Source organism: Roseibium sp. (genome assembly GCF_048260565.1).
GTDB lineage: Bacteria > Pseudomonadota > Alphaproteobacteria > Rhizobiales > Stappiaceae > Roseibium.
The window spans coordinates 82220-97502 of the sequence record NZ_JBLXGP010000009.1 but is presented as its reverse complement, the minus strand read 5'-3'; the positions used below and the strand labels follow the sequence as shown (position 1 = coordinate 97502).

Annotated in this window: 13 protein-coding genes; 4 read left to right on the top strand and 9 right to left on the bottom strand. The window is 57.7% G+C overall.

Annotation, left to right across the window (positions count from 1 at the left end):
* Positions 1–194: 194 nt before the first annotated feature.
* The gene (locus tag ACN0SO_RS18250) at positions 195–962 is read left to right on the top strand and encodes a hypothetical protein (RefSeq protein WP_417680152.1); all 768 of its coding nucleotides are present in this window, start codon (positions 195–197) and stop codon (positions 960–962) included.
* Here the strand turns inward: ACN0SO_RS18250 and ACN0SO_RS18245 are convergent.
* The 5 genes from ACN0SO_RS18245 to ACN0SO_RS18225 all read right to left on the bottom strand — a co-directional run bounded on the left by ACN0SO_RS18245 (position 925) and on the right by ACN0SO_RS18225 (position 5631).
* The gene (locus tag ACN0SO_RS18245; protein WP_417680151.1) at positions 925–1779 is read right to left on the bottom strand and encodes a hypothetical protein; all 855 of its coding nucleotides are present in this window, start codon (positions 1777–1779) and stop codon (positions 925–927) included. The genes ACN0SO_RS18250 and ACN0SO_RS18245 overlap by 38 nt on opposite strands.
* Positions 1780–2640: 861 nt before the next feature.
* Positions 2641–3396: a DUF6969 family protein gene (locus ACN0SO_RS18240; protein ID WP_417680150.1), complete on the bottom strand. Its 756-nt coding sequence runs from the start codon at positions 3394–3396 to the stop codon at positions 2641–2643.
* A gap of 308 nt (positions 3397–3704) precedes the next feature.
* Positions 3705–4451 (bottom strand): fused DSP-PTPase phosphatase/NAD kinase-like protein, encoded by a 747-nt coding sequence (locus tag ACN0SO_RS18235; RefSeq protein WP_417680149.1) that lies wholly within the window; start codon positions 4449–4451, stop codon positions 3705–3707.
* A 14-nt stretch (positions 4452–4465) separates the two neighbouring features.
* Positions 4466–5119 carry a DUF6691 family protein gene (locus ACN0SO_RS18230; RefSeq protein ID WP_417680148.1) on the bottom strand — a complete coding sequence of 218 codons (654 nt, stop codon included), beginning with the start codon at positions 5117–5119 and terminating at the stop codon, positions 4466–4468.
* The gene (locus tag ACN0SO_RS18225; protein WP_417680147.1) at positions 5116–5631 is read right to left on the bottom strand and encodes a YeeE/YedE thiosulfate transporter family protein; all 516 of its coding nucleotides are present in this window, start codon (positions 5629–5631) and stop codon (positions 5116–5118) included. Before ACN0SO_RS18225 ends, ACN0SO_RS18230 begins: the two co-directional genes overlap by 4 nt.
* A gap of 375 nt (positions 5632–6006) precedes the next feature.
* Here ACN0SO_RS18225 and ACN0SO_RS18220 point away from each other — a divergent pair, with 375 nt between their 5' ends.
* Positions 6007–7284 carry an NAD(P)/FAD-dependent oxidoreductase gene (locus tag ACN0SO_RS18220; protein WP_417680146.1) on the top strand — a complete coding sequence of 426 codons (1278 nt, stop codon included), beginning with the start codon at positions 6007–6009 and terminating at the stop codon, positions 7282–7284.
* A gap of 24 nt (positions 7285–7308) precedes the next feature.
* On the opposite strand, the gene ACN0SO_RS18215 is transcribed toward ACN0SO_RS18220, so the two are convergent.
* The 4 genes from ACN0SO_RS18215 to ACN0SO_RS18200 all read right to left on the bottom strand — a co-directional run bounded on the left by ACN0SO_RS18215 (position 7309) and on the right by ACN0SO_RS18200 (position 10670).
* A complete protein-coding gene (locus ACN0SO_RS18215; RefSeq protein ID WP_417680145.1) occupies positions 7309–7920 on the bottom strand; it encodes a DNA-3-methyladenine glycosylase I in 612 nt (203 codons plus the stop codon).
* Positions 7921–7954: 34 nt separating this feature from the next.
* Positions 7955–8242: a YciI family protein gene (locus tag ACN0SO_RS18210; protein ID WP_417680144.1), complete on the bottom strand. Its 288-nt coding sequence runs from the start codon at positions 8240–8242 to the stop codon at positions 7955–7957.
* Positions 8243–8261: 19 nt separating this feature from the next.
* Positions 8262–8837 (bottom strand): TetR/AcrR family transcriptional regulator, encoded by a 576-nt coding sequence (locus ACN0SO_RS18205; RefSeq protein ID WP_417680143.1) that lies wholly within the window; start codon positions 8835–8837, stop codon positions 8262–8264.
* Positions 8838–9089: 252 nt separating this feature from the next.
* A complete protein-coding gene (locus tag ACN0SO_RS18200; protein WP_417680142.1) occupies positions 9090–10670 on the bottom strand; it encodes an arylsulfatase in 1581 nt (526 codons plus the stop codon).
* A gap of 636 nt (positions 10671–11306) precedes the next feature.
* On the opposite strand from ACN0SO_RS18200, the gene ACN0SO_RS18195 reads away from it, so the two are divergent.
* The gene (locus tag ACN0SO_RS18195; protein ID WP_417680141.1) at positions 11307–13190 is read left to right on the top strand and encodes an adenylate/guanylate cyclase domain-containing protein; all 1884 of its coding nucleotides are present in this window, start codon (positions 11307–11309) and stop codon (positions 13188–13190) included.
* Between the two features lie 175 nt (positions 13191–13365).
* Complete coding sequence (locus ACN0SO_RS18190) at positions 13366–15249, top strand: dipeptide ABC transporter ATP-binding protein (RefSeq protein WP_417680140.1); 1884 nt, start codon at positions 13366–13368, stop codon at positions 15247–15249.
* The last annotated feature ends 34 nt before the right edge of the window (positions 15250–15283 follow it).

The window sequence follows — 15283 nt, the reverse complement described above, 5'->3', positions numbered from 1 at the left end:
CCGTTTAAATGAAGCAAACAACCAACGAGAGCTTTTTTGACTTATTCTGCAAAATAGATGAAGGTCTGATTTCCAGAAACGAAGAGCCTTGACGCCGCATCTTTGCGAGGTGTTATCAACACTTGAACGGGGATGTGCGCAATGGGAGTATTCGCAGGATATCCAATTTGAATTCGCGCTGAAGAATTAAACATATGAGCGAAGATGTCTTAGCACGCCTTTCGGGAAATCCGTTTTCACCGAAATTCCTCGCGCAAGTGGGCATTGCTGCGCTGCTTCTTTTGGCTTCTTCTTTTCATTTGCTTTTTCACCTAGACAATATTCCGGATATTTCGAGCCTTGGCGCTTTTACGATACTTATTGGCACCCTATTTATATTTGCATCGATTACCGTTTCAACTGTTTTCCCTTATATGTTTTGGATCGGCTTTGGCCGACTTACGGATCATCTAGTTGTATGGATAATGTTTAGCCAATTTTGTAATAAGGGCTTTACCCGACTTCTATTTGCTGGCCTAGTGGGTGAGTTCTCGAAAGGATACTTTATTCCAGAAATATTCAAAAGATTCAGGATAGGTGAAGAAAATTTTATTACAATGTCCATGCGAACAAGCCACATTATTTCGGACTACAAACAATACAAACCTCCATTTAACGAAATAATCTACCTAACTGCAAGCATTCAAATTGTTTTTACGCTTAATTTTCTAGCTTCCATACCTTTTTTATGCGACGTTCTGATGTTATCAAGCGCCGTGACTTCCCTAATAGCATCCATAATTCTGTTGATTGTCTATGTTTTCTTGACTATCGCATCGTATATTGACGCACTTAGAGTAGCGTACCAATACTGTATGGACATATCTAATGATGAGTCTTTAAGCGAGTCTGAAATATATACGAATATTATGAAACCGAAGAAGACTATTGAATCATCAACTGATTCACATCAGAGCGCTTAGGCGGTTTTTTTTCAGGCATGATCAAAAGTGTGCTTCTTTTCGTGAAGGTTTGCTGTTCTAAATCCTTTAGATTGAAAAAATCCTTTCTATGGTCAATAGCAACATAAGGCGAGGCTTCAAATGCAACGCACTGCGCTGTTGGAGAGTAGGTTTTCTCCAAACATTCTCTAAGAGTACGCAGATTTTCCTGTATATCAATGTCCTTGTACTTGTAAGTCAAAATCCCCAACGCACCAATCTGCCAAAGAACCAGATAGGTCGAAGAATCAGCTAGTCGGTCGAATAGAACAAAATTTGTTGCCTCATAAGATATCCAACCGTGAAAAGAGGGGTCAATTTCCAGTGCGGCAAACAACCAGTCTTCGGCAGAGCACCCAGGATAAACGCTAACCGTCGCTTTGTCTCGTGGGCATCTTTCCAAGAACTGAACAATCGGATTCACATAAATAGTAGGGTGTCCGTATATCAGTATTGACACACTAATTGACTCATCAATGACGCCAATTATGTGCTCACATATTTCATCGTAGATCTTATTCCGAGGTACATCTTCTCGATAAAATCGATAGATATTCTCCACATTCGGATTGATCGACTTTATAAAGTCGACTGTACCTGTGTCCGAAGCGAGTATGAGTACTCGTTCGGATATCCGAACGGTTTCGATACAATGATTCGTTAAATCAGTATAATACGCTAGACCGAGGCCAAAGACGCTGACTTCCGTTTTTGCCAACGCTAAGACACTTTCTCGCCGGTAGTCATCGCTGAAAGTGCTATGTATTCTTTCGGGAGCCTTGACATAAGGTGCGAGCAATCCTTCTCGAGGATCTCTACTGATGCACTGTCGTACACTCCTAGGCTATTAGCATAACCCGATTTGTTCCTACGGAACTCCATCAATGCCTTCGGATTCCGGGACAGATCGCGAAGCAATGTTACTACGTCGGGCATCTAATCCACTCCTTGTTGCAATTTTATAATAGCGCAACGTTCCCGATCTTTCAATTGATAGTCAGATCTTGCTCCGGCGCCGGACAGAACAGACATTGGACTGTCGACTCGCAAAGTCGGCTCAGTCCCCATTACGGGCATTCGGTCACACGAATGCGAATGTCCGCTTCGCTACATTCTGAATAGCTCTTAGAATTGTATGTCCACTTAACCTTCTTTCCTCATTTTGAGGCAAAGAGATCGATGCCTCCATTTGCTTTACGTGGCATGCGGAACGTCCGCATTCTCCAGTTCCCACCTTAGCTGCTATGTAGCCGTCTCCATCTTGCGGATAACTGCAGAAAGTCAGCAAAATCCCAAGGAGAGAACAGACATCGGCAAAGACGCGCCCAGTTCCTATTTCGAACTTGCACGACAACTGAATTCATTCGCAATTTTCATATGGCGGTTTTAAGAATGCCTTCGATCCTTGACATTTGTGCCAAACGAAGTTGCGCGGTCTCTCCCGCCGTAGATCGACACTGCCCATCCGAAATAGCCGAATACCGCTAATTATCGGATTTTCTCGGTTATTCCCGAAAAGGCCCTTAGTGCCATCCGTTCTTGCGCGTTACAGGTAGGAGCGTCTGCGGAGGAGGATTCGCATAACGTGGCATATGTAATCTCAGATTGTTCAAATACGTTGAAAATCCAGCGCCCGCAGGTCGGATTCAAACCAGCGATGTTATTCATCAACTCCCAGCGCCGCCTCAATCGCCTCGATCTGCTTCACCGTATCGACGAACACCTCGCTGGTGTTCTGCAAGGCGCGGTCTTCAAGAAACTCTGAGCCGGGATAATCCTGGGCAAAGGCCTCCAGCGTGGTGTCGCGGACTTTCAAAAGCGCTTCCATCTGTGGCCGGTAGAGGGTGACCAAACTGGTCAGCCACCGGTTCACGGCCTTGCTCGGGTGGTCGAGCTCAATGGCGAAGTGGTCGAGCAGGGAGATCACGTCTTCGGCCCGGTAAAGCGTCTCGTTGGTGACCCAGCGGTTGGTGGTGAAGATCCGGATGAGACGGCCCTGATTGTCAACGCTGACTGCGCCGATATGAGCGAAGCGGGCGGTCGGATCTTCGGGGACGACCGCGCCGGGCAGGCTCCACGGCTCCATATCCGGGGCGATTGCCGCCGGGCGCACGAACAGGTGGAAGTGTCCGTTCTCGCCGTCCGCCATCTCGTCCGCCATATGGGCGTGATAGAAATAGTGGCTGTGGTTTTCAAGATCGAACAGATCGCCCTTGGGATACCGTTCCCAGATCAGGAAATCGCCCTGGTCGCGCAGCACTTCCATGACGACGCTTGAGCCCGCCTGCGCAAGCTCCCGCTCGCAGTCGAGCACCGTCGCCGCCGCATCGTGCATGGCTTCCAGTTGCGCTTCCGGAAGACCGGGGAGATCGGCCGGGAAGGGCAGTTGCGGGGCTTTGATTTTCGTCTCGCTCATCGGTTCGGTCCTGATCCCGGAAAATGCGTCTTGATACAGCTGGCGAGCCTGTCGATTTGCGATCTTCCGCCTTGATGCCGGCCAAGGATACCTACCAGACGGCAGGCTCCAACTTACCTCTCCCGTGGGGAGAGGTCGGGCCAACGGCCCGGGTGAGGGGGCTCAAACTCACAGTATGCTACAAACGCTGTATCCCCTCACCCTAACCCTCTCCCCATGGGAGAGGGGACTTTCGGGGCGCCGTCCCCAAAACAAAACAGGGCCGGTGTTTGGCCGGCCCCGCTGTCATTTGTCGCCGAGGCCGGCGCTTAGAGCGCGGGCATGCCGAGCTGTTCGCGCACGGCCTTTTCGCGGCTGGTCTTCAGGCCGACGGTGCGGCCTTCCTGAATGGCGATGTCCTTCGGAATGCCGGTGGAGGCACGGTAGAGCGCCCACAGCGCGCCGACACGGTTGGAGGATTCGCAGTGGACCAGGATCGGATAGTTGTTCGGATCCTCGGCGATCTTGGCGAATTCGGCGACCTGGTCGGCGGTGGGAGCCTTGGTCGGGACGGCGATGTTGATGTAATTCATGCCGGCGTTTTTGACCATCGGGCCTTCCGCGGTCGCGCCTTCGTCGGCCGTGTTCAGGTTGACAATCGTCTTGAAGCCGAGGGCGGCCAGCATTTCCATGCCTGTCGGCTCGATGACGCCGCCGGTGCCGATGTAAGGCGTGGCGCGCAGGTAGTTCTTGACGATGTTCGGCATCTTGTTGCCGTAGGCCGCCTGCGTGTACTTGGTGGTCGTGTCGTACATGTCCTTCGGCAGCGCGGCCTCTTCGGCCTTAGCGGCGGGGGCTGCGGCCGGCGCGCACGGATTGGCGGCCGGCGAGGCTGCCGGTGCGCAAGGGTTCGCAGGTGCCGCTGCCGGGGCGCACGGATTGACCGGGCCGGCCGCCGGAGCGCAGGGGTTGGTCGCCTGGGCAAGCGCGGCAGACGGCACGGCGGCGCCGACGGCAACGGCGGTCACCGGCACGATGGCGGCGCTGAGCAGGCTCTTGCGGATTTTCTTTTTCATGGGTCGCTTCCTCCTTAGGCCTTTAAGGCCTGTGTTGTGTGTGAGACAGACTTCTCAGCGCCCGTCCCGGCATCGGGCGCACAGACGTCCCTGGCGGTAAAGGGACCGCCGCGGGCGCGTTCAAGCTTGGAGCCGAGAACGAAGCCGGCCATCGCGATGACGATCAGCACGGCAAGGATCAGCCATTCCGGCAGACCCAGAAGATCCGGCAGCCGCTGGGCGTCGGGGCCCTTGGCTGCGAAGTAGAAGCCGGTCAGCGGGTCGAACAGATAGGCGAACACGGCGGTGCCGGCGATCATGCCGACGACGAACACCACCGCATCGACCCGCCCCGAGGCGACGCCGACGACCGAGGTGCCCGGGCAATAGCCGCCAAGGGCAAAGCCCGCGCCGATCAGGATGCCGCCGGCGGCGATGGCCCAGAAGAACAGGGTCGGAATGAACACCGCATTGTCGGCGATCACGCCACCGAGTCGGAGCAGGTACAGGCCCACGGCGGTGACCAGAACGGCGGTGAACATTACCTTGAAGACGGCGAAGTCCTTCAGGGAGAACTGGCCGGTCAGCTTGCGGGGACTGCCGAAACCGGCGGCTTCGAGCACATAGCCGAACAGGATGCCGGACAGGAGGCCGCTGGCAATGCCGCCATCGTAAAACGGAATGCTCATTGCCAGACCCTCCGTGCAAGCATGCTGACGACGAAACCGGCGATGAAGAAGCCGGCCAGGAAGACGAAACCGGCAACGGCCAGGGTCGCTCCACCGGACAGGCCGATGCCGCTGGTGCAGCCGCGCGCCAGACGCGCGCCGAAGCCGACAAGGGCGCCGCCGATGAAGGCGTAGGCGAAGCGTTGGCCGCGCGAAACCTGCGGGCCGCGCTCGACCTGGACGCTGGAGCGGCCGGCGCTGCGGGCGCCCACATAGGCGCCGATCAGAACGCCGATCACTTCCCAGGTGATCCAGGAGGCAAGCGGAGCACCTGCCTTGACGAAGGGGCCGAAATAGCTGTTGGCAGCGGTCGCGGCGGGTGCCAGCCATTCGCTGATCTGGGCTGCAAGCCGGGTGATGAAGCCCGAGGCGCCGAGGCCATGGCCTGTGATCAGGAATGTCGCCAGCAAGGCGATACCCAGCGCAAATCCCGCGACCAGTGGCGGCCAGAACGGGCGTGGACTTGTGGTCATCGGCGTTCTTCTCCCTCAAGATGTTTCATTACATTCGAAAATAACAATATACAGGGTCGAGGCATAGGATCAATCGGTTTGATCCCGGATCCCGGTGGCGGGTTTCACCGGCTCAGCAAAGGAAACGCGGCGCATACCGGATGTTACTTAGCTGGTATTCTGCTGGTGTTTCATTATATACAGATATATGAATATATTCTCGCCTGCTTTGAGTTGTCGCAACGACACAACTTGCGGGCGGGTAATCATAGTACTGATGCTTTGGGCTGCGGCTTGCGGGCCGCTGAAGCAGTCACCGGGCATGAACAACAATCCCGCCAGCGGCAGAAGAGGAGTCTGCCGCTCAGGCAGGGAGGCTTGAGGAGGAAATACCAAATGGCTCATATCGTCATTCTCGGTGGCGGCGTCGCCGGCGTTTCGGCGGCTTACGAAGTGCGCGAAGCCCTGGGCAAGGCCCACAAGGTGACGGTCGTCTCCAAGGCGCCGTACTTCCAGTTCACCCCGTCCAACCCGTGGGTCGCCGTCAAGTGGCGCACCAAGGAAGACATCACGGTCGATCTGGCGAGCACCCTGCCGCGCCACGGCGTCGACTTTGTCCATGCGTCGGCGGAAAAGGTGCTGCCGGAGGAAAACAAGGTCGAACTGTCGACTGGCGGGCCGATAGCCTACGATTATCTGATCATCGCAACAGGGCCGGAGCTCGCCTTCGACGAGATCGAGGGCCTTGGGCCGGAAGGGTTCACCTCGTCGGTCTGCGACGTCGACCATGCGGTCAAGGGCGCATCCAAATGGGAAGACTTCTGCGCCAATCCGGCGCCGATCGTGGTCGGCGCGGTGCAGGGCGCGTCCTGCTACGGTCCGGCCTATGAATTCGCCATGATCATGGACACCGACCTGCGCAAGCGGAAGATCCGCAACCAGGTGCCGATGACTTTCGTCACCGCCGAGCCTTATGTGGGCCATCTGGGCCTGGGCGGCGTCGGCGACACCAAGGGCCTTCTCGAAAGCGAGATGCGCGAGCGCCACATCCGCTGGATCACCAACGCCAAGGTGGACAAGGTCGAGGACGGCAAGATGACCGTCTCCGAGCATGACGAGGACGGCAAGGTCAAGAAGATCCACGAGCTGCCGTTCGGCTATTCCATGATGCTGCCCGCCTTCCGCGGTATTCCGGCGGTGCGTGGCATCGAGGGCCTTGTCAATCCGCGCGGTTTCGTCATCGTCGACAAGCACCAGCGCAACCCGAAATATCCGAACGTCTTCGGCGCGGGCGTGTGTATCGCCATCGCCCCGCTGGAAGCGACCCCGGTGCCCGTCGGCGTGCCGAAAACCGGCTATATGATCGAGAGCATGGTGACGGCGATCGCCCAGAACCTGAAGGAGATCGTCGCCGGCAAGGAGCCGACCCACGAGGGCTCGTGGAACGCCATCTGCCTCGCCGATTTCGGCGACGGCGGCGTGGTTTTCATTGCCGAACCCCAGAACCCGCCGCGCAACGTCAACTGGTCGTCGAGCGGCAAATGGGTGCATCTGGCCAAGGTCGCCTTCGAGAAGTATTTCCTGCGCAAGATCCGCAAGGGCACGACCGAGCCCTATTACGAGAAGATCGTCATGCAGGCGCTCAATATCGGCGGCAAGCTGAAAGCCAAGTAGGCGTCTCTTTGTACTGAGGGTGGCTTACCCCTTCGGCCTCTCAAACGCTTTCCGCGCCGCTTCGACCTCGGCGCGGATGGCACAGCCCTCCGCGTGATCGTTGATCAGACCCATGGCCTGCATGAAGGCATAGACCGTGGTCGGGCCGACGAATTTCCAGCCCCGTTTCTTCAGGTCTTTCGACAGGGCAACCGAGGTCGCCGAAGTGGAAGCGGTTTGCGGCGTGCCGAGATCGGTCGGGTCGGGCTCGAACCGCCAGACATAGGCGGCGAGGGATCCTTCCCGGTCGATCAGTTTAAGGGCACATCTGGCGTTGTTGATCACCGCTTCGATCTTGCCCCTGTGGCGGACGATTCCTTCGTCCCGCAGCAATCGTTCGATGTCCACCTCGTCGAACTCGGCGACCTTCTTGAAATCGAAGCCTTCGAAGGCTTTGCGGAAATTCTCGCGCTTGGCAAGGATGGTCCGCCAGCTCAGGCCGGACTGGAAGCTCTCCAGCGAGAGCTTCTCAAAGAGGCGCCGGTCGTCGGCGACCGGAAAGCCCCACTCGCGGTCGTGATAGGCAAAGAACTCCGGCGCGGCCGCGCACCAGCGGCAGCGCGGGCGCCCGTCCGGGCCGGGGATGGTCGTGCTCATGGGATCGTTGTTCCTGAAGGGAAAGGGCAGGGCGTCAGTTCAGCAGAAACGTCAGCCGGTCGTCAGCTTTCGAGGCGGCCATGTCGAGGATTTCCGCGGTTACGACATTCTCGGCGACAAACGGGTCTTCCGCGACCCGCGCCTCGATCTCCTCAAGCATTCCCCCGCTAGCCAGGATGCCGCCGCCGACGCCGGGTTGAAGCGAGCCGGCCAGCAGGAACACGCCGTCGTCGAACCCGCGCTGGAGCCAGGCCTTGTGGCCCTCCATGAAGTCTCCGGCCCGGGCCTTGTTGTCGGAAAATCTGAGCAGAATGATAAACATGCCGTGTCCTCCCTATTGTCTAGTGTTCGCCTGAAATCTTGTCATCCAGCCAGGCGCACATCTTGTCGACTTCCCGGATGACGAAGGCTTCGTCGTGAAAGGCATTGGCGAGCGTGGCCACGCCCTGGCTGCCCGCCAGCAGATGCATCGCCAGTTGATCGGCGTCGGCTGTCCGTCCAAGGGCCGTAAACTGTTCGGCCAGCCACTTGCGGAACAGGGTGAACAGCCGGCCGGCGTCGGACTGGGCCGGGTGGCCGAGCTTGGCCAGCTCGCTGGTCAGCGTGCCGACCGGACAGCCGTAGGCCATGATCTTCGCCTGGTTGGTAATCAGGATCCTGATGAAACACTTGATGCGCTCGGCCGGTGTGGCGCCATCGGCTTCCCACTGGTCGAGCATCGCCCGCGTGTTCCTGAGACGCTGTTCGATCACCGCCTCCAGGATCTCGTCCTTGGTCTTGAAGTGATAGTAGAAATTGCCGCGCGAGATTTTGACGGCGCCGGCGATATCGGAAAACGACGTGTGCTCGAAGCCCTGCCGGTAGAAAAGCTGGTCGGCCGCCTCGACGATCTGTTCGCGCGTTTTCTGACTGCTCACGATCTGCGATCCCCACCGGTCTCTTGCATTCCACGCCCACCCCCGGACCCGATCGCGGGCGAAGGGAGATCATTAGGACGGTCATCCTAATTTGATGAATAGGACAACTGTCCTAGAAGGTCAAGTCTCGGGGTTTCGGGATGGTGGACGCCTCAGCGGCGAGCGAAGCTCAGGGGCGCGGGGTATGGCCGAGTGGGGGCATGAAAAGGCCGGGGCGGTGTTTCCGCCCCGACCTGCTTTGTGATTACGAGATCACCGTCCCATGCCTTCGCTCAGCTTCTTCTCGATGGCCGAGAGGTTGAAGGAGCCTGGTGTCTGGCTGGGCGGATACTCCTGCATGGTCGTCAGGAATTGCGCGGCAAGTGCCTGCACGGGAACGATCACGAAGGCCCGGTCCAGCAGCCAGTCGTCGTAGATATTGGCGTTGTGCTGGGCTTTCTCGAACGGATCGCGGCGCAGGTTGAATATCAGCGGCACCCGCAGTTCGATGAAGGGCTCGCGCCACACGCCGAAAGCCTGGCCCCGGTTTTCCAGGAACACCACCTTCCAGTCGTCATAACGGGCCGCGACGATCTGGCCATCGTCATTCACGTACCAGAACTCGTGACGGGGGGACTGGTCGGTTTCACCGGTCAGATAAGGGACCAGATTGTAGCCGTCGATGTAGTTGCGGTAATTCCGCCCGTTCAGATCGACGCCGTCGCGCAGCTTTTCCTTGATATCCGGAGCCCCGGCAATGGCCGCGAAGGTCGGCAGCCAGTCCTCGTGAGCGACGATGCCGTTCAGCGTCTTGTTGGCCGGAAACTGGCCGGGCCAGCGCACGAAGGTCGGAACGCGGTAAGCGCCCTCCCAGTTGGAGTTCTTTTCCGAGCGGAACGGCGTGGTGCCCGCATCCGGCCACGTGTTGTAATGCGGTCCGTTGTCGGTGGAATACATCACGACGGTCTTGTCCGCGATCTTCAGTTCATCCAGCAGGTCAAGCAACTGGCCGACCTGCATGTCGTGTTCGACCATGCCGTCCTGGTATTCGTCGCCGCTCGGGCCGGATATGCCGGTGTGCTCTTCCTTCACATGGGTTCGGAAATGCATTCGTGTCGCGTTCCACCAGACGAAGAAGGGCGTGCCGGCCGTGTTGGCGTCGCGGATAAAGCGCATGGCCTCGTTAAGGGTTTCCTCGTCGACGGTCTCCATGCGTTTTTTCGTGAGCGGACCGGTGTCCTCGATGCGTTGGGTCCCGTCCGGATTGGCCCAGGAATGGATGACGCCACGCGGTCCGAACTGTGCAAGGAAGGTTTTGCCATTGGCGAGTTTCATATCACGAGGATAGTCGCGGTTTTCCGGCTCTTCCTCGGCGTTCAGGTGGTAGAGGTTTCCATAGAACTCATCGAACCCGTGCATCGTGGGCAGGTGTTCGTCCCGGTCCCCCTGATGGTTTTTTCCGAATTGGCCGGTCGCATAACCTTGGGACTTCAGGACCGTGGCCATGGTGACATCGGTCTTTTGCCATCCCTGTTCGGCGCCGGGAAGGCCGACCTTTGTCATGCCCGTTCTGACCGGCACGTTGCCGCCGATGAAGGCTGCGCGACCGGCGGTGCAGCTCTGCTGCGCATAATAATCGGTAAAGGCGAGGCCCTCATTGGCGATGCGGTCGATGTTCGGGGTCTCGTAACCCATCATGCCCCGGTTGTTGTGGCTGATATTCCAGGTGCCGATATCGTCGCCCCAGATCACCAGGATGTTCGGCTTCTGATTTTCCTGCGCCTGCCCGGTGCCCGAAAGGGCAAGGACAGCGCCGCAAACGGCGAGTGCTCTCGGGATGGAAAACAAGGTCATTCGTCATCTCCTCCAGAAGTAAAACAAGGAAAATTATCCGAAAGACAAATATATTTAATTACTATTTTTAATTAAATGGAATAAATTCCCTAAATTAGAAGGTGGGAATATGATGATTATAGAATATATATAATTCTTGAGGCTATTTCTGTCGGTTGATATATAATTGCAAGCCTTTTATTGTAATTATAGCAGAATATTTCCCTAAGGGAATGTGTGAAAGGCGGGGCTGGTATGATTTTTTATGGCGTTCAACAAACCGGTGAATCAATCATTAGAATTGGGAATTACTTCTTTGGAAAAATATGTTTCATCCAAATTGGAGAGGCGTGAACAGTAAAATTGGGTTTTTAATAGTTATTGTGTTTCAAGTATAAATCTTTTCAAGATATTCAGCGTTAATCAGAATTGATTTCGGGTTGGCTGGCTTGATGATACAACTAAAAATTTAATAATGGCTTGGATGGATGCGCTGCTTACTTCGTAAGCGCAAGGCGTTCCGAAATCCATATAGTGCCCTCAAAGTGTCGAGCCTGCGGCCTCTCGCATGCCAGGCATTTGCTTCTGCTTTACCCGATTGCCATATTTTACCCACGGCACCGGCTTAAGGGCCGGTTTAAAGGGAAAAGCAGGCGCATGACGAAGAAGTTGGGAGCCAGACGTCATTTCAGGATGCCGCTCACCCGCATTGTCGGGCTCGGGTTCGGCGCCTTCGTGGCCATTGTCCTGGCCCTTGTGCTCGTCATGTCGGTTTCGGCGAATTTCCAGAACACCTTCTCCCTCCTCAATGACAAGGCGATCCTGATCACCCGCTCGATGGAGAACCAGGTCCGGCGCCACCTGGATGCGGTGGAGCGGGCGGTCATTGCGATCAAGCCCTACTTCGACAAGGGGTCGCTAGGCTTCGACAACGTGGATGAGGCGCTGGAGAGCCTGTCGGTTGCCGTGTCCTCCAACCCGGTTCTGACCATTATGGTCGTCACCGATCTCAACGGCGAAAGATTCGGTGTTTACAAGGCGCCCAACGGCAAAATCTGGCCGTTCAAACGCAATGTTCCGACCAGTGGCCATGAAATGTACGTCTTGCCGGCACTGGACAAGGACAGCGGACCGGTCTGGGGACCGCTTTTGTCCAACAAGTTCGGCCAATTTGCCAATGTTTCCGTCCCTCTCGTACGGGAAGGCGCCAAGATCGGGACGTTGACGGCGGCCAGCTCGCTGGCGGAACTGGGATTGAGCATCCAGAATCTGGATGAAGGCCCGGATACCACCAACTTCATCATCGCAAACGGTGATGAAGTCGTGGTTCACTCCGACATGACCGGTTTCCAGACCGGAGAAAAACCCGCAATCGAACTTCCGGCCAAGCGGGATGCCCTTGGAGATCCGGTTCTCGCCACGAATGCCGAGACCGAGGTCATGTCGGCCTTCCAGAAAGCGGCCAAGTTCGGAATCGACGTGGCCGATGTCCGCGCCGAAGGCGAAGAGTTCATCATGCTCAGCGTGTCGGTGCCGGGCTACAGCGATCAGCCCTGGATCGTCGGTCAGTACATCCGCAATACCTCGATTTCACGCGAGGTCCGCCGTCTGGCCGGATCCGCCTTCGTCGGACTTGCTGCTCTTGTCGTCTCCGTGCTTGTCGCCGTCTGGCTGGGCAAGCGGGTCGCCCGTCCGCTGAAGGCCCTGGCCGAACAATCGGAAAAGGTCGGCAACCTGTCCCTGTCCGACGTGGAGCCGCTGCCGCGCAGCCGGGTAAGCGAACTGGATCAGGTGGCGCAGGCGTTCAATTCCATGGTGGAAGGCCTGCGCGCGATGAACACCTATGTACCGCGTTCCCTGTTCATCAAGCTGATGCGCTTGGGGGGAAGTTCCGCCGCGGACGCCCGCGAGGCGGAACTGACGATCCTGTTCACCGATATCGTCAGCTTCACGACCCTGTCGCAGAACATGACCGCGGCGGAAACCGCGCGTCACCTCAATGAACATTTCGCCATCCTGGTGGCGGCCGTGGAAGCCGAGGGCGGCACTGTCGACAAGTTCGTCGGCGACGGCATGCTGGCCTTCTGGGGCGCGCCGGATGAGCGGCCCGATCACGCAGAAGCCGCAGTGAGAAGTGCGCGGCATATCGCCAGGGCGCTTCATGCCGCGAACCTTGTCGCGGCCCAGCACGGAGGCCCGCAATTCCACGTCCGTATCGGTATTCATACCGGTCCGGCCGTGGTCGGCAATGTCGGTGCGCTCGACCGGTGGAACTACACGGTTGTCGGCGATACGGTGAACATTACCGATCGCCTGCAATCGCTCGGTCGGGAAATCGGCTCCGAGGAGGAGATCGTGATCCTGGCGAGTGCCGAAACCGTGGCCCGTCTGCCCGATGAGACGGACAAGACAGCGGTCGGATCGGTCAGTCTGCGCGGCCGCACCGGCGCTCTCGATGTGTGGAAGCTGGATCCCTTCGCAACGCCGGAACATGCACGCAGCGTGGATTTCAAAAGCGCATCGACTTCGGCGGCGGAATAACCCTCAAACGGACTGGGCCGGCTTTTCGCTGTCGCCAAACTGTGATCTTCATCACATAAAGCCGATTTGCGTGACAGCCATTGCTAAGCGATTGGAAAATGTGGTTGTCTTTTTTCTCGTGCAAAGGCTTAGTGACGGCATGCCGATCTACGGCAGGTCCGGGAGGGATGTGAAAGTGGATGTACTGTCGATCGAGGGTTTGACGGTCGATTTCAAGACAGCCGAGGGACGTGTCCGGGCTGTCGATAATGTCTCCTTTACTGTGCCCCAAAACAGGACGGTCGCCCTTGTCGGCGAATCCGGGTCGGGAAAGACCGTTATTTCCCAGACTATTATGGGGCTTCTGCCTCCCACGGCTGAAATCGCATCCGGAAAGGTGCTCCTGTCGGATCCCGCCGGCGGCGTGCCGCAGGTCGACATTGCCTCGCTTGACTTTTCCGGTCCGAAGATGCGCGACCTGCGCGGCAACCGGGTCGCGATCATCTTCCAGGAGCCGATGACCTCCCTGTCGCCGTTGCATACCATCGGCGACCAGATCGGCGAGGCCGCCCTCCTGCATCGTAATGTGGATAGCCAGCAGGCCAGGGAACTGACCCGTGACATGCTGCGCCTGGTCCAGTTCCCCGAGCCGGACCGCGCGCTGGATTCCTATCCGTTCGAACTCTCCGGCGGCTTGCGCCAGCGCGCCATGATCGCCATGGCCATGATCTGCCGGCCCGCGCTCCTGATTGCGGACGAGCCGACGACGGCCCTCGACGTGACGATCCAGGCGGAAATCCTCAAGCTGATCAAGGATGTCCAGGCCGAGCTCCATATGTCGGTGCTGATGATCACCCATGATTTCGGCGTGGTCGCCAACATGGCCGACGAGGTCGTTGTGATCTACCACGGCCGGATCATGGAAAAAGGCACGGCCCAACAGCTCTTTTCCGATCCGCGCCACGATTACCTCAAGGCGCTCCTGAACGCGGTGCCGAGCTTTCACATGGACAAGAACGAGCGGCTCGTGCCGATCCGTCCGATCGAGGTGAAGGCGGACGATCTCAAGAAAAGCCGGGTCGAATGCAAGGTCGCACCGGGGACCCCGCTCGTGGAAATGCGCGATGTGACCAAGCGCTTCACCTTGAGAAAGGGCGGAATTCTCGGAGGCCGCCCGAAGGCAATGACCGCGCTTGATTGCATCAATCTCACCATCCGGCGCGGCGAGTGCCTGGGGCTGGTCGGCGAATCCGGGTCCGGCAAGACGACGGCCGCCAAGGCGATCCTGCGCGCGATCGATATCGACGGCGGCGAAATTCTCTATAACCGCGGCGAAGGCCTGAAGAATGTTTCGGAGTTGTCCGGTGCAAACCTGATGGATTATCGGCGCCGGGTCCAGTTCATCTTCCAGGATCCGTTTTCCTCGCTCAATCCGCGCATGACGGTCAATGACATCCTGAGCGAACCCCTGCAGATCCACGGCGTCGGAACGCCGGAGGAACAGGCGGAGCGGGTGCGCAGCCTGATGAACCTGGTCGGTCTCGACCCCCGTTTCCTGCGCCGTTATCCGCATTCCTTCTCCGGCGGCCAACGCCAGAGGATCGGCATTGCCCGCGCGCTGGCGCTCAATCCGGAATTCATCCTGTGCGACGAGCCGACATCGGCGCTCGACGTTTCGGTGCAGGCCCAGATCCTCAACCTGCTGCAGGATCTGAAACGGGACCTGAACCTGACATATCTGTTCGTCAGCCATAATCTTGCCGTCGTCGACTATATCGCGGACCGGATCGCGGTGATGTGCCGTGGCCGGATCGTGGAAGTCGGGGAGACGCGCGAAGTGGTGTCGAACCCGCTTCATCCCTATACGAAGGCGCTGCTGTCGGCAGTGCCGGAGCCGGATCTTTCCGCGCCTCTCGATTTTACCGCGCTGGGCGACAATCGGGCATCCGAACCCGGCGCCTGGCCGGAGCCGTTCCGGTTGACGGACGGCATGGTGCCCACGCTGGTGGAAATGGAAAAAGAACATTTTGTCTGCGCACCCGGTCTGGAAACCGGTGCGATCAGGGGGACTGCAGCATGAACTCTTCGAAATGTCGGAGCTGGAGCGTCTTCGG